We start from the raw sequence: 14351 nt of genomic DNA, 5'->3' as shown, positions 1-14351 counted from the left end.
CGTGTATCCGGAGCGCGACCTCCCGATTACGTGGACGGGGGTGCGGCCGACGTCCGGAACCGGCCCCTCACAGGCGCGTCAGGCACCACGCGCCGAGGGCGAGCGCCACCAGCGCGGCGACGCTCGCGACGGTCGCCGATGCGACGGGGCTCACACCGTGGGCGACGGGTCGGCCGTGCCGGACCCGGCTCGCGGTCCACACCAGCAGCCCGGCCCCGAACAGGGCGAACACCATTCCCGCGAAGATCGCCGGCCCGCTCTCCATGGTCCCCGTGCCCCTTTTCTCCAGCCCGCGAGTACCCAGCCTCCGGGAGGCTGTCACGCGCGGGCGGCGCAGCGGCGAACCCGAGGTGAACGAAGGGCCGACGGCACCCGCGGGTGGCTCGTTCCCGACCGGTGGCCACGGGGGCGCCGGCGCGTCGCTACGCCGGTTCGAGGAATCCCTGCTCCACCAGCAGCCGGATCTGCGCGGGCGTACGGTCGCGCAGCGCCACCGGGTCCTCGCCCACCAGCTGGGCGATGGCGTCCAGGATGCGGCCCGCGCTCATGCTGCCGTCGCAGACGCCCGCGAAACCGGCACCGACCGTGTCGACCCGGGTGGCCCGGCGCATGCCGCGGTTCTGGCGCAGGACGACGTGCTCCGGGTCCTCGGCGCCGGGCAGCCCGACCTGCTCCTGGACGACCTCGGCGGCCAGCAGGAAGTGCCCTTCGAGCAGGGCGGCGTCGTCGTGCGCGCGCAGGTAGTCGACGCGGTCGAAATGGGCCCGCACGGTCTCGCCGAGCGGCTGCTCGATCGGGTGCGGCCACTCCTCCGCCGTGATCGACGGCTCGGCGGCCCCGGTCCTGCGCAGGGTGATCCATCCGAAGCCCACGGCCCGGACCTTGCGCGCCTCGAACTCGTCCAGCCAGGCGTCGTACCGCGCCTGGTACTCGGCCGCGTCACCGCGGTGGTCGCCCGCGTCCCTGAGCCACAGCTCGGCGTACTGCGTGACGTCCTGCACCTCGCGCTGCACGATCCAGGCGTCACAGCCGCGCGGCACCCAGGAGCGCAGCCGGTCCGTCCAGTCCTCTCCCTCCACGTGCTCCCAGTTGGCGAGGAAGTGCGCGAACCCTCCCTCGTTCAGACGCTCCCCCGTCTGCTGAACGAGCGAGCGGCACAGATCGTCCCCGGCCATCCCGCCGTCGCGGTAGGTGAGGCGGGCCCCCGGAGAGATCACGAACGGCGGGTTGGACACGATGAGGTCGTACGTCTCGCTGTCGTCGATCGGCTCGTAGAGCGAGCCCTCGCGCAGGTCGGCCGACGGCGTCCCGGACAGGGCGAGCGTGAGCGCGGTGATGTGCAGCGCGCGCGGATTGACGTCGGTCGCCGTCACGCGCGTGGCGTGCGCGGCGGCGTGCAGCGCCTGGATGCCGGAGCCGGTACCGAGGTCGAGGGCGGCGGAGACGGGCGTGCGCACGGTGAGGCCGGCCAGCGTCATGGACGCGCCGCCCACGCCGAGGACGACGCCCTCGGCGCGGTTGCCGATGCCGCCGGCACCGCCGACCGCACAGCCCAGGTCGGAGACGATGAACCAGTCCTCGCCACCGGGCCCGCCGTAGGGCCGGACGTCCACCGTGGCCGCCACCTCGTCGTCGCCCACGCGCACGAGCCACCCGCCGTCCAGGCACGCGTCGACGGGCAGCACGTCCGCCACACGCGCATGGAACACGGGCTGCTGGAGCAGGAACAGCCGTACGAGCAGCTCCAGCGGCGTGTCGCCGCGGGTGGCCCGGAGGGCGGGCACGGTCTCGCTGCGCGACAGCGCCGCGTAGGCGGGGGCGCCGAGCAGCTCCAGCAGTCCGTCGGCGGTGAAGGAGGCCCCGAGCAGGGCTTCCCGCAGCCGGGCCGTGACGTCGGGGCGGTCGGCGGAGGGCAGGGGGGACAGGCTGGCGTTACTCACACCCCCATTGTGGCCCGCACCCCGCCCCGCGCTCGCGCAGCCGAGGTCAGCCGGCCGCGGCCGACGGCGTCACCGAGGCCGACTTGCAGCTGGCCTGCTTGGCCATCGCCTGACCGACGTCGCCCTCCTCCAGGGTCTTCAGCGCGTCGCTGCCGCTCTTGCTGAGCTTGTTCAGCTCGGTGGCGATGTCCTTGAGGCCGTCGGCGAACTTCGCCTGGTCCTTGGTGTCGAGTCCCTCCACCTGCTTGCGCAGGGAGGCGTACGAGGAGGAGAGGCCGTTGAGCTCGGTGACCGCGTCCTTCTGCTTCTTCTCACCCTCGTCGACGTCCGGCGCTCCGGCCTTCTGGACGGCGCCGCCCATCGCCCTGTAGGCGTCGGACATGTCCTGGAACGCCTTCGCGTCGGTCCTCTGGACCTCCGCCGGCGTGCTGTTGTCCGAGGTCTCCTTCTGGATCGCCGCGTTGGCCGCCTCGATCTTCTTGGCCTGCGGCTGCACCGCGTCGCAGACCTCCTTCGCCCAGGAGTCCAGCTTGTCGTTGTCGTCGCTGCTGCCGCATCCCGTCAGCGCCAGTACCAGTACCGCACCGCCGGACAGTGCGGCCGCGAGCTTCTTGTTCACCGGATTGGTCCCTTCCATGGCTCTCGGCCCCGGAACATACACGCCGGATGGGGGACACTCGCAGGACGAACATCCATTAAGACCGTATTGAAGCCATTTGCACCAAGAGAGAGAAGGCTCACGGTGAGGGGCGCGCGCACGCACGGCGCGGGCGGACGACGCGTCAACACGCGCCGTCCGCCCGCGCTTTGATTCGAGCACCGTACGGAACTCCGGGCGCTGCCTACGAAACCACCGCCGGGTCGGCCGACTTGGGTTCCTGATCGGTGTTGTCCTCGTCGCCCACGGCGATCCCACGGCGTTTGGACACGTAGACGGCCGCGACGATGACGACGAACGCGACGACGGCGACCAGCACCCGCACGCCGACGCTCCTGTCCGCGCCGTAGGAGAACTCGATGACCGCCGGCGCGATGAGCAGCGCCACCAGGTTCATGACCTTCAGCAGCGGGTTGATCGCCGGTCCGGCGGTGTCCTTGAAGGGGTCGCCGACCGTGTCACCGATGACGGTGGCCTCGTGGGCGTCGCTGCCCTTGCCGCCGTGGTTGCCGTCCTCGACGAGTTTCTTGGCGTTGTCCCAGGCGCCACCGGAGTTGGCGAGGAACACCGCCATCAGCGTGCCCGCGCCGATCGCGCCCGCGAGGAAGGCGCCGAGCGCCCCCACACCGAGCGTGAAGCCGATGAAGATGGGTGCCATCACGGCGAGCAGTCCGGGCGTGGCGAGTTCGCGCAGGGCGTCCCTGGTGCAGATGTCGACGACCTTGCCGTACTCCGGTTTCTCGCTGTAGTCCATGATCCCGGGTTTCTCGCGGAACTGCCGCCGCACCTCGAAGACCACCGCGCCCGCCGACCGCGACACCGCGTTGATCGCCAGCCCCGAGAAGAGGAAGACGACCGCCGCCCCCGCGATCAGGCCGACGAGGTTGTTGGGCTGCGAGATGTCCATCATCAGGCTCATCGGCGCACCCTCACCGGTGAGTTTCTCGCCCACGTCCGCCGCTCCGGTGGTGATGGCGTCGCGGTACGACCCGAACAGGGCCGCCGCCGCGAGGACGGCCGTGGCGATCGCGATGCCCTTGGTGATCGCCTTCGTGGTGTTGCCGACCGCGTCCAGGTTGGTGAGCACCTGGGCGCCGGCGCCCTCGACGTCACCGGACATCTCCGCGATGCCCTGCGCGTTGTCGGAGACCGGCCCGAAGGTGTCCATGGCGACGATGACACCGACCGTGGTGAGCAGGCCGGTGCCGGCCAGCGCCACCGCGAACAGCGCCAGCATGATCGACGTGCCGCCGAGCAGGAAGGCCCCGTAGACGCCGAGGCCGATCAACAGGGCGGTGTAGACGGCCGATTCGAGGCCGACGGAGATGCCGGCGAGGACGACGGTGGCGGGGCCGGTGAGCGAGGTCCTGCCGATGTCCCTGACGGGACGTCGGGTGGTCTCGGTGAAGTAGCCGGTGAGCTGCTGGATCAGGGCCGCGAGCACGATGCCGATCGCCACCGCGACGAGTGCGAGGATCCGCGGGTCACCGTCCCGGCCCGCGATCGCCGCGTCGGTGACGCCGTCGAGGTCGGAGTACTTCCCGGGCAGGTAGACGAAGACGGCCACCGCCACCAGCACCAGCGAGATCACCGCGGAGATGAAGAATCCCCGGTTGATCGCGCTCATGCCGCTGCGGTCGGACCGCCGGGGCGCCACCGCGAAGATGCCGATCATGGCGGTGATCACACCGATCGCCGGCACCAGCAGCGGGAACGCCAGTCCGGCGTCGCCGAAGGCCACCTTCCCGAGGATCAGCGCGGCCACCAGGGTCACGGCGTACGACTCGAAGAGGTCGGCCGCCATGCCCGCGCAGTCGCCGACGTTGTCGCCCACGTTGTCGGCGATGGTCGCGGCATTGCGCGGATCGTCCTCCGGAATGCCCTGCTCGACCTTGCCGACCAGGTCGGCGCCGACGTCGGCGGCCTTGGTGAAGATGCCGCCGCCGACCCGCATGAACATCGCGATCAGCGCGGCGCCGAGGCCGAAACCCTCCAGGACCTTCGGCGCGTCGGCCGCGTACACCAGGACCACGCAGCAGGCGCCCAGCAGGCCGAGCCCCACCGTGAACATGCCGACCACGCCGCCCGTGCGAAAGGCGATCTTCATCGCTCTGTGCGACACGAGGGTGAGATCCTTTTCCGGTTCACCCGGGGCCGGTGTCGCTTCCCGCGCCGCCGCGGCGACACGCACATTGCTGCGCACGGCGAGCCACATGCCGATATAGCCGGTGGCCGCCGAGAACGCCGCACCGATCAGGAAGAACACCGATCGTCCGGCCCGTTGATTCCAGTCGTCCGCGGGCAGCAGCATGAGCAGAAAGAACACGACGACGGCGAATACGCCGAGCGTGCGAAGCTGCCGGGCCAGATAGGCGTTCGCGCCTTCCTGGACGGCCGCGGCGATCTTCTTCATGCTGTCGGTACCCTCGCCCGCCGCTAGCACCTGGCGTACCAGGACGCCCGCGAGGACCAGTGCGGCCAGTGCGACGACCGCGATGCACGCGACCAGGACGCGGTTCCCGTCGGTGAGCACGGCGGCCGCCAGGGGCGAGGGATCGCCCAGCTGATGAGGGGTGGAAAGCTCCGCCATTCGTCCTCCTTGACGCTTGGGCTGAGCTCAAGATGTGGACGGGATTGTAGGTATCGGAACCTGATCAAAACAGTGCACGACAAATAGAAATGGCCTGTCAACCACAAGGGGCCCGGAAAGTAGTAATGCCCTTCCACCGTTAATGGCGATCACGTGACTTCGGGCTGCCGTGATCCATTTTTTTGTGCGTTTGATCGTGAATGAATTCACTTGACGCCCGCACGGCACCACTGTATGCGTGGACCCTGACTTCCGCACACGACGAAGGGCCCTACGAGGTAGGGCCCTTCGAGTGTCTGCCGTGAGGCTTCGGGTGTCGGGGTGGGGTCAGACCGGCGGCAGCACCGTCGGCGAGATCGGCCAGGTCATGCGGATCAGTCCGCCGTCCTCGCCGGCCGTGACCTCCACATCGTCGACGAGTCCGCTGATGACCGCGAGGCCCATCTCGTCCTCCTCGGCCTCCAGGTCGTCGACGGCGGCGCCCGGGGGCCCGGCCCCGCGTGCCGCGTGCGGCGCCTCGTCGCCGACCTCGATGGAGAACTGCTTCTCCTCCTCGATCAGCGACACCGTGACCGGCGCCGTGATGCCGACGTGCTGATGCAGGCCCACAGCCCGGGAGCAGGCCTCGCCGACGGCGAGTCTGACCTCGTCGAGGACGGCCTCGTCCACTCCGGCCCTGCGTGCCACCGCGGCCGCCACCAGGCGGGCGGTGCGGACATGCTCGGGCAACGCGCTGAAGCGGAGTTCAACGGTGGCCATGCATCCCCCCTCGGAACTACGGGCGTGCTGTCGAAGGCCCGGGCGGCCGACAGCCCGGACCCTCCTTGCTCTGCTGCGGTCCCGGGCCCAGGGCCCGGGACCGGTCGTCAGTCGGTGGCCGCCACCGCTTCCTCGACCGAGGTGTGAATGGGGAACACCTTGGTGAGGCCGGTGATACGGAAGATCTTGAGAATGCGCTCCTGGTTGCAGACCAGGCGCAGCGAGCCCTCATGGGCACGCACCCGCTTCAGTCCGCCGACCAGCACGCCGAGCCCGGTGGAGTCGAGGAAGTCCACGCCCTCCATGTCGACGACGAGGTGGAAACTCCCGTCGTTCACGAGCTCGACCAGCTGCTCACGCAGCTTGGGCGCGGTGTATACGTCAATTTCGCCACCGACCTCGACGACCGTACGATCGCCGACGGTACGGGTCGACAGGGACAGGTCCACGGATCCTCCAGCACCTTGCTATCGAGCGGTCGTCCCTCGGGACACCTCGGCTTGAAGCTCCCAGGACGGTTCGCCAGCCGCGATGGCATTCAATCACTTACCGGCAGGCGTGCACGACGCCTTGGTCCCATTGTCCGTCACGCCAGTGACAGACTCGGTGCCGATGGCCAAGAATCACCGACCCGATCGACCCCCGGCGGAGCCCGGCTCCCGGCCGGAACCGGGCACGGTCCTGGACCGGCTCGCCGCGGGACCGAGCCGGGCCACGCGTATCACTCATACGGAGCACTTGCCCCCGCGAGCGGGCCGTCATGCCGTCTGGCCCGACCGGATTCGCCCGGAGGTCGTCGCCGCGGTGCGGACCGCCGGCATCGAACACCCCTGGGCCCACCAGGCACGCGCGGCCGAGCACGCGCTGGACGGCGACTCCGTGGTCGTCGCCACCGGCACCGCGTCCGGCAAGTCGCTGGCGTACCTGGTGCCGGTGCTGTCGACGCTGCTGGACGGTTCCGAGGCCCCGAACGGGCGGGGCGCCACCGCCCTCTACCTCGCTCCGACCAAGGCGCTCGCCGCCGACCAGTGCCGGTCCGTGAAGGAACTTTCACAACCTCTCGGCACATCTGTGCGAGCCGCGGTGTACGACGGCGACACGCCCTTCGAGGAACGCGAGTGGATCCGCCAGTACGGCACCTACGTGCTGACCAACCCGGACATGCTGCACCGCGGCATCCTGCCGTCCCACCCCCGCTGGTCCTCCTTCCTCAAGGCGCTGAAGTACGTCGTCATCGACGAGTGCCACACCTACCGCGGCGTCTTCGGCTCCCACGTCGCCCAGGTGCTGCGCCGACTGCGCCGACTGTGTGCCCGCTACGGCGCGTCGCCGGTGTTCCTGCTCGCCTCCGCCACCGCCGCCGAGCCCTCGGTGGCGGCCCGCCGGCTCACCGGGCTGCCGGTGGTGGAGGTCGCCGACGACGCCTCCCCGCGCGGTGAACTGGTGTTCGCCCTCTGGGAGCCGCCGCTGACCGAGATGGAGGGCGAGAAGGGCGCCCCGGTCCGCCGCACCGCCACCGCCGAGGCCGCCGACCTGCTCACCGACCTCACCGTCCAGGGCATGCGGTCGATCACCTTCGTGCGCTCCCGGCGCGGCGCCGAGTTGATCTCGGTGATCGCCCAGGAACGCCTGGCCGAGATCGACCGTTCACTGTCCCGGCGCGTGGCCGCGTACCGCGGCGGCTACCTCCCCGAGGAACGCCGCGCCCTGGAACGCGCCCTGCACTCCGGCGAGCTCCTCGGCCTGGCGGCGACGAACGCCCTCGAGCTGGGCCTCGACGTGTCCGGCCTGGACGCCGTGGTGATCGCCGGGTATCCCGGCACCCGGGCGTCGCTGTGGCAGCAGGCGGGCCGGGCCGGGCGGGCGGGGCAGGGGGCCCTGGCGGTGCTGGTCGCCCGGGACGACCCACTGGACACCTTCCTCGTCCACCATCCGGAGGCCCTCTTCGACCAGCCCGTGGAGTCCACGGTCCTCGACCCCGACAACCCGTACGTCCTCGCTCCCCATCTGTGCGCGGCGGCGGCCGAGCTGCCCCTGACGGAGGATGACCTGAGCCTCTTCGGCCCCGCCTGCGAGGAACTGCTGCCCCAGCTGGAGGCGGCGAGGCTGCTGCGCCGGCGGACCCGGGCCTGGCACTGGACACGCCGTGAGCGGGCCGCCGACCTGACCGACATCCGCGGGGAGGGCGGGCGTCCGGTCCAGGTCGTCGAGGCCGGTACGGGCCGGCTGCTGGGCACGGTGGACGCCGGCGCCGCCCACACGACCGTCCACGAGGGCGCCGTCCACCTCCACCAGGGGCGCACGTACCTCGTCCGGTCCCTGGACCTCGAGGACTCCGTCGCGCTGGTCGAGCAGGCCACCCCGTCCTACTCGACGGTCGCCCGTGACACGACGGCGATCTCGGTCCTGGAGACCGACACCGAGGTCCCGTGGGGTGACGGACGCCTGTGTTACGGCTCCGTCGAGGTCACCAACCAAGTGGTCTCCTTTCTGCGCCGGCGGCTGATCACCGGCGAGGTCCTGGGCGAGACGAAGCTCGACCTCCCTCCTCGGACACTGCGCACGCGCGCGGTGTGGTGGACGGTCACCGAGGACCAGCTGGACGCGGCCCGGATCAACCCGGAGATCCTCGGCGGGGCCCTGCACGCCGCCGAACACGCCTCCATCGGAATGCTGCCCCTGTTCGCGACCTGCGACCGCTGGGACATCGGTGGCGTGTCGGTCCCCCTGCACCCCGACACGCTGCTGCCGACGGTCTTCGTGTACGACGGCCACCCTGGCGGCGCGGGCTTCGCCGAGCGCGCCTTCCACACCGCCCGCGACTGGCTCACGGCCACCCGGGAGGCCATCGCCTCCTGCGAATGCGACGCCGGCTGCCCCTCCTGCATCCAGTCCCCCAAGTGCGGCAACGGCAACGAACCGCTGCACAAACGGGGGGCCGTACGCCTGCTCACGGTGCTGCTACGGGGCGTGGTGGAGGCGGAGGCGGGTGCCCCGGCGAGTCGAGGGGCAGGGGCGGGGTCCGCTGCGGGAGCGGGCCGGGGGGCGGGTTCCGCTGCGGGGCCGGGCCACCCCGGGGAGGCGGGGTCGGGGGCAGGTCCCACTCTGGAGACGGGTCCGGAGACAGGTCTCACCACGGAGGCGGGCCACCTTACGGAGGCGGGTCCGGAGGCGGCCCACCCTGCGGAGGCGAGCCACCCTGCGGAGCCAGGGGCGGAGGCAGGCTCCCCTCCAGGGGCGGAACCGGAGACGGGTACCGCTGACGGTACGGAGGCGAGGTAGGCGGGACCTCCGCCGCGAGGCCCGCCTGCGGGATCCCGGCCACGCGCCCCGCCGACGGGGCCTCGGCCGCCGGTACGGCCGTCGCCGGGCCCGCCCGCGCCCGGACCTCCGCCGTGAACGGCCCTCGGCCCGACGACGCCGTCACGTCCGCGACCTGGCCGGTGAGCACGCACCGCACCAGCCGCGTCCCCTGTGCCCGCGCGACCCGGTCCGCTCGCGCGCATGCGGCCGCGCCGCCCCCTGCCCAGTGGTCCGCCGCGGCAAGCGCCGCCAGATCGGCGCCGCCGGCCGCACGGTGCCGGGCCACGACGGCCTCTCCCAAGGCCAGCACGATGCCGAACACGAGGCACAGCACGGTGATGGCACCGAGGCTCCAGACCGTGGCGGACCCTCGGTCGGACCCGAGGCTCGGACCCGAGGCCGGGCCCTGGGTCCGACCCGGGCCCGTGCCGGGGCTGGGCGCCTGAACGAGGTCGAAGGCGTGGCCGGAATTGGGAGGAGCCTGACCGTGGTCGGGGGCCTGGCCGGGTCCGGGGACCTGACCGAGGTCGGGGACCTGGCCGGGTCCGGGGACCTGACCGAGGTCGGGAGCCTGACCGGGTCCGCGGGTCTGGTCGGCGCCGGGGGCCTGGCCGACGTCGGAGACCCAGTCGGTGCCGGGGGCCTGTTCGCGGCCGAAACCCGCGTCGGAGCCGGAGCCCCCGACCCCGTCGCGCCCCTGTCCGATCGCCGCCCCGCGTGCGAGACCGCACCTCATGGCTCCGCCCCCACCGCCTGCTCCACCGATGCCACGGCCTCCTCCCGTACTTCGAAGGGCAGTCCGTGCAACACCGACGGCCTGGCCACCACAACCACGCGGACCCGGCCCGCTTCCCGGCTGACCGTGACCCGCGCGCCACGCGGCGCCGCCTTCCGGGCGACCTCGACGACCGCATCGGCCGGATCCTGACGGGCAGCCGCGCGGGCACCCGCCCGAGCCGCGTCCACGCACTGGATCTGATCGGCCACCACGAGCAGCCACCACACCAACGCCATCGCGAACAACACCAGCACCGGCAGCACCACGGCCGTCTCCGCCGTCACGAAGCCCCTGTCGGAAGCGCCGGCAGACCTCCTGCCGGATTCCCCGCGGGCCCCCGCCTCCGCCCTCGCCACCCGCTCACATCCGCGCATCGAGTGCCCGCTTCACGATGCCCTGCAGCTCCGCGCTGACCGCCCCGCTCGTCACCACCTTGTAGAGGACCACGGCGAACGCCACCGCCGCGACGATCCCCATCGCGTACTCGGAGGTGACCATTCCCGCGTCCTTCCGCGCGGACAACCCACGCCCTGCCGCACGTGCGCCGCACACCAAGGCACGCAGCCGTGCCCGTACCGCCTGATACATCACAACCCCCGTAAGGTCCGTTCCCGTTGATCACTTGCTCGTCCGTGGTCATGCACGCGCCGGCTCCACACCGGACAGTCCCGTCCCGTCAGCCACCACCTCCTCCCGCTCCCAGCACCCCACCGGCGAGTCCGATCACGACCGGCAGTACCCCCACCGCGATGAACGCGGGCAGGAAGCACAGCCCCACCGGTGCGGTGACCATGACGGCCGCCCGGCGGGCCCTCGCCGTCGTGGTGCGCGCCCAGTCGGCGCGGGCCTGTGTGGCGAGTCGGGCGACCGGGCCGGCGGCGGGAAGGCCGGTCACGTCGGCCCGTTCCAGCAGCCGCGCCAGGGGCCCGGCACCCGGGAGCTCGGCCAACCCACGCCAGGCACCTCGCGGTTCACCGCCCAGCCTGACCTCCGCGGCGCCGCGCCCCAGCGCGTCACCGACGGGCCCGCCGAGGGCATCACCCACCGCCTGGGCCGCCGCCACCGGACCGGCGCCCGCCGCGATGCAGGCCGCCAGCAGGTCCGCGGCAAGCGGCAGTTGGCGGGTGGCTTCCGAGACACGGGTCTCAGCCTCGGCCGTACCGGCGGCGGTCCGACGCGCCTGCCAACGCCACAGCCCGGCCGCGAGCACACAACCCACCACGACACCGACCACATCCCCGACCAGGGCCCAGCCGGCACCCACGGTGCCCACCAGGGGCAGCCATCCACGGACGGCACCCAGCGCCCCGGCCCGTCGCGGGACCACGCGCTCCGGCTCCGGGACCAGTAGTCCGGTGAGCCGCCTGTGTACCGCCCGCTTCCGCCGGACGGATCCGACGCCGCGCGCCAGCCACCCGGCAAGCAGTGCCACCCCCAGCAGTGTCCCCAGCCTGTGGACGACTTCCCCGTTCACGACGCCGCCTCCGCTCCACGGACGATCCGACCCACCCACCACATGCCGAGGCCCTCCAGAACTCCGCCGACCAGCAGGCAGCCGAGTCCGGCTCCGGTGTGCAGCAGCACATGCAACGGGTCGGAACCGAGGGCGACACCGAGAAGGAGTCCCAGGGCCGGCAGGCCGGCGAGCATCACCGCCGTGGCGCGGGCGCCCGCCAACTGCGCCCGCAGGTCGGACCGCTGGTCCCGTTCGGCGCGCAGGGCGCCCTCCAGCCGGTCGAGCCCGGCCGCGAGCCCGGCACCCTGGTCGACGGCGACCCGCCAGCATGCCGCGAGACCCCGCAGCCCCTCGGCCCCCGGTTGCCGTGCCGCCGCGGTGAGCGCCCCCGGCACGTCCCCGCCGAACCGGGCCGCCGCCAGCACTGCCGCCCGCGCGTCACCGAGCCCTGCGAAGTCGTGCGCGGCGCACAACAGCGCCTCGGCCGGTTGCCGCCCCGCCTTCACCTCCCCGGCAACCGCCCCGCACAGGGCGATCACCGCGTCCTGGCGGCGCTCTCGGTCCCTCCTCGCCCGGCCGGCCAGCCGCGTCCGCCGCAGCAGTGGCACTCCCGCCGCCCCCGCGAGGACCGGCAGCACCGAGTCGGCCGACACCGCCACGGCCAGCCCGGCCGCCAGCGACCACCACTCGGCCCTCAACCGTCCGTGGACAAGCCGCAGCCCGTCCGCAACCCGGCGCGCCGTGGGCGGCCCGGCCCCGACCGCCCCGCCGTCGGCGAGCACCATCCGCGCCCGCCGCACCCCGGAGTGCCACCCGCTCCCGGCCGACCACGCCGCCGCCCCCAGACACGCAAGGGCCACACCCGTCGCCAGCCCGCCCGCCCCCGTCACCTGCACGCCTCCCGTCCGACAGCGCGCGTTTCGGACCCGTCAGCGCTCAGCAGCTCCCGCAGCCGCTCCCAGCCCCGCTCGGCCACGAAGGCCTCAGCGCCCCACCGCAGCGCCGGCACCGTACGCACCAGCCCCGACGGGTCCCTTTCCAGTACGTGCACCTCGGCGATCCGACGCCGTCCGGCCCGGTCGCGGACCAGGTGCAGGACGACCGAGAGGGCGGCGGCGAGCTGGCTGTGCAGTGCGGCCCGGTCCAGCCCGGCGGCCGTGCCGAGCGCTTCCAGCCGGGCCGGCACATCGGCTGCGGCATTGGCATGCACCGTCCCGCACCCGCCTTCGTGACCGGTGTTCAACGCCGCCAGCAGGTGGACGACCTCGGGGCCGCGCACCTCGCCGACGACGAGCCGGTCCGGCCGCATGCGCAGCGCCTGCCGCACCAGGTCCTCCAAGGTGACCAGGCCGGCGGCCTCCTGATTGGCGGGCCTGGTCTCCAGGCGGACCACGTGCGGATGATCCGGCCGCAACTCTGCCGAGTCCTCGGCGAGCACGATCCGCTCCCCCGGCCCGACGAGCCCGAGCAGCGCACTCAGCAACGTCGTCTTGCCGCTCCCGGTGCCACCGCTGACGAGGAAGGACAGCCGTGCCCGCAGCAGAGCGCGCAGCACCCGGTCACCGCCGGGTGGCACGGTGCCCGCCGCCACCAGTTCGTCGAGCGTGAACGCCCGCGGTCGCACCACGCGGAGGGACAGGCATGCGCAGCCGACGGCGACCGGAGGCAGCACCGCGTGCAGCCGGGTGCCGTCGGGCAGCCGGGCGTCCACCCACGGCCGGGCGTCGTCGAGCCGCCGTCCGGCGACCGTGGCGAGGCGCTGCGCGAGCCGCCGTACCGCCCCGGCGTCCGGGAAGGAAACGGGCGTCAGCTCCAGGCCGCCGCCGCGGTCCACCCAGACCCGGTCCGGGGCGGACACCAGTACATCGGTCACCGACGGGTCGGCGAGCAGCGGCTCGAGCGGCCCGGTGCCGACGAGTTCCGACCTCAGCTGCTCCGCGGCGCCGAGGACCTCGGCGTCCCCGAGTACCCGCCCCTGCTCCCGCAGGGCCTGCGCCACGCGCGCGGGCGTCGGCTCGGCCCCGCTCTCGGCGAGCCACCGCCGTACACCGTCGAGCATCGCGGAGACAGGTCCCGGACCTCTCCCGGTGTCCGCTGCCGGGGGTGCCTCCGAAGCCCGCCCCGGAGGCGTCCGGGGTGCCGTCCCCAGGGCCGACCGGTTGGCCCAGCCCGGCACCGCCCGGGCAGCCGTCCCCACGGGCACCTCGGTTCCCCGGCTTGCACCCTCCCTGGTGGGCAATCCCGCACCCGCACCCGCGGTCATCCCTGGAGCCGTTCCCGCGGGCATCCCTGGAGCCGTTCCCGCGGGCATCCCGGGAGCCGTTCCCGCGGGCATCCTGACAGCCCTCCACGCGGACAACCGGGAAGCCCCTTCCGGTGACCGCCCCATGGCCGATCCCGGTGCCGTACCCGAAGGCGCTCCCGCGGTCACCGCAGAGGCCGTCCCTGCCGCTGGACCTCCCGCGAACGGCGCGGGAGCCACCTCGTCAGCCACCTCCACGCCCGTAGTGGCCGAGGCCCCTACGGGCGCCCCCGCAGGGGGTCCGGAGGCCGTCCCCGCGGACACCGCGCCCGGCGTTCCTTCAGCAGCCCTCCCGGGCCTCCCGGGCCTCCCGGCGTCCTCCCCCGCAACCACACGTGTCGGCAACGGCCCCGGCACCGCCCCCGAGGCCCCCGTGCCCGGCATCCCCGCAGAGACCGCCGGTCGCCTCCCACCACTCACCGCATCAAGCACCGCGCCACCCGCCATCTCAGACACCGCACCACCCACCACCTCACGGACCACACCACCCACCGCACCCGACGCCACACGACGCACCGCACCCGGCAACACGTCACCCACCACACCCGCCACCACGTCACCCACC

Annotated in this window: 12 protein-coding genes and 1 pseudogene; 1 reads left to right on the top strand and 12 read right to left on the bottom strand. The window is 72.9% G+C overall.

The window, feature by feature from the left end; genetic code table 11:
- Positions 1 to 67: 67 nt before the first annotated feature.
- The 6 genes from KUM32_RS05960 to bldG form a co-directional block, all read right to left on the bottom strand.
- Complete coding sequence (locus tag KUM32_RS05960; protein WP_217140737.1) at positions 68 to 265, bottom strand: hypothetical protein; 198 nt, start codon at positions 263 to 265, stop codon at positions 68 to 70.
- Between the two features lie 157 nt (positions 266 to 422).
- Positions 423 to 1940, bottom strand: coding sequence for a class I SAM-dependent methyltransferase (locus KUM32_RS05955; RefSeq protein ID WP_217140736.1), 1518 nt, complete (start codon positions 1938 to 1940; stop codon positions 423 to 425).
- A gap of 46 nt (positions 1941 to 1986) precedes the next feature.
- Positions 1987 to 2577 (bottom strand): small secreted protein, encoded by a 591-nt coding sequence (locus KUM32_RS05950; RefSeq protein ID WP_217140735.1) that lies wholly within the window; start codon positions 2575 to 2577, stop codon positions 1987 to 1989.
- A gap of 205 nt (positions 2578 to 2782) precedes the next feature.
- Entirely contained in the window at positions 2783 to 5188 is a 2406-nt protein-coding gene (locus KUM32_RS05945) for a sodium-translocating pyrophosphatase (RefSeq protein ID WP_217140734.1), read from the bottom strand.
- A gap of 327 nt (positions 5189 to 5515) precedes the next feature.
- Positions 5516 to 5947 (bottom strand): ATP-binding protein, encoded by a 432-nt coding sequence (locus tag KUM32_RS05940; protein WP_217140733.1) that lies wholly within the window; start codon positions 5945 to 5947, stop codon positions 5516 to 5518.
- A gap of 107 nt (positions 5948 to 6054) precedes the next feature.
- Positions 6055 to 6396 carry an anti-sigma factor antagonist BldG gene (gene bldG / locus KUM32_RS05935; RefSeq protein WP_003975386.1) on the bottom strand — a complete coding sequence of 114 codons (342 nt, stop codon included), beginning with the start codon at positions 6394 to 6396 and terminating at the stop codon, positions 6055 to 6057.
- 82 nt (positions 6397 to 6478) lie between these two features.
- On the opposite strand from bldG, the gene KUM32_RS05930 reads away from it, so the two are divergent.
- Entirely contained in the window at positions 6479 to 9229 is a 2751-nt protein-coding gene (locus tag KUM32_RS05930) for a DEAD/DEAH box helicase (protein ID WP_254405103.1), read from the top strand.
- Positions 9230 to 9281: 52 nt separating this feature from the next.
- Here the strand turns inward: KUM32_RS05930 and KUM32_RS05925 are convergent.
- From KUM32_RS05925 to KUM32_RS05900, 6 genes and pseudogenes are all read right to left on the bottom strand, one after another.
- Positions 9282 to 9629, bottom strand: a pseudogene (locus KUM32_RS05925) (Rv3654c family TadE-like protein); the annotation flags it as partial.
- A 353-nt stretch (positions 9630 to 9982) separates the two neighbouring features.
- Complete coding sequence (locus KUM32_RS05920) at positions 9983 to 10402, bottom strand: TadE family type IV pilus minor pilin (RefSeq protein ID WP_217140732.1); 420 nt, start codon at positions 10400 to 10402, stop codon at positions 9983 to 9985.
- A complete protein-coding gene (locus tag KUM32_RS05915; RefSeq protein ID WP_217140731.1) occupies positions 10389 to 10616 on the bottom strand; it encodes a DUF4244 domain-containing protein in 228 nt (75 codons plus the stop codon). The genes KUM32_RS05920 and KUM32_RS05915 overlap by 14 nt, the downstream gene beginning before the upstream one ends.
- A gap of 88 nt (positions 10617 to 10704) precedes the next feature.
- The gene (locus KUM32_RS05910) at positions 10705 to 11502 is read right to left on the bottom strand and encodes a type II secretion system F family protein (protein WP_217140730.1); all 798 of its coding nucleotides are present in this window, start codon (positions 11500 to 11502) and stop codon (positions 10705 to 10707) included.
- Positions 11499 to 12374, bottom strand: a complete 876-nt coding sequence (locus KUM32_RS05905) for a type II secretion system F family protein (protein WP_217140762.1) — start codon at positions 12372 to 12374, stop codon at positions 11499 to 11501. The genes KUM32_RS05910 and KUM32_RS05905 overlap by 4 nt, the downstream gene beginning before the upstream one ends.
- A complete protein-coding gene (locus KUM32_RS05900; protein WP_217140729.1) occupies positions 12371 to 13543 on the bottom strand; it encodes a TadA family conjugal transfer-associated ATPase in 1173 nt (390 codons plus the stop codon). The genes KUM32_RS05905 and KUM32_RS05900 overlap by 4 nt, the downstream gene beginning before the upstream one ends.
- Between the last annotated feature and the right edge of the window lie 808 nt (positions 13544 to 14351).

This window comes from Streptomyces sp. AC627_RSS907 (assembly GCF_019049165.1).
This window is presented reverse-complemented; position numbering and strand designations above follow the sequence as displayed.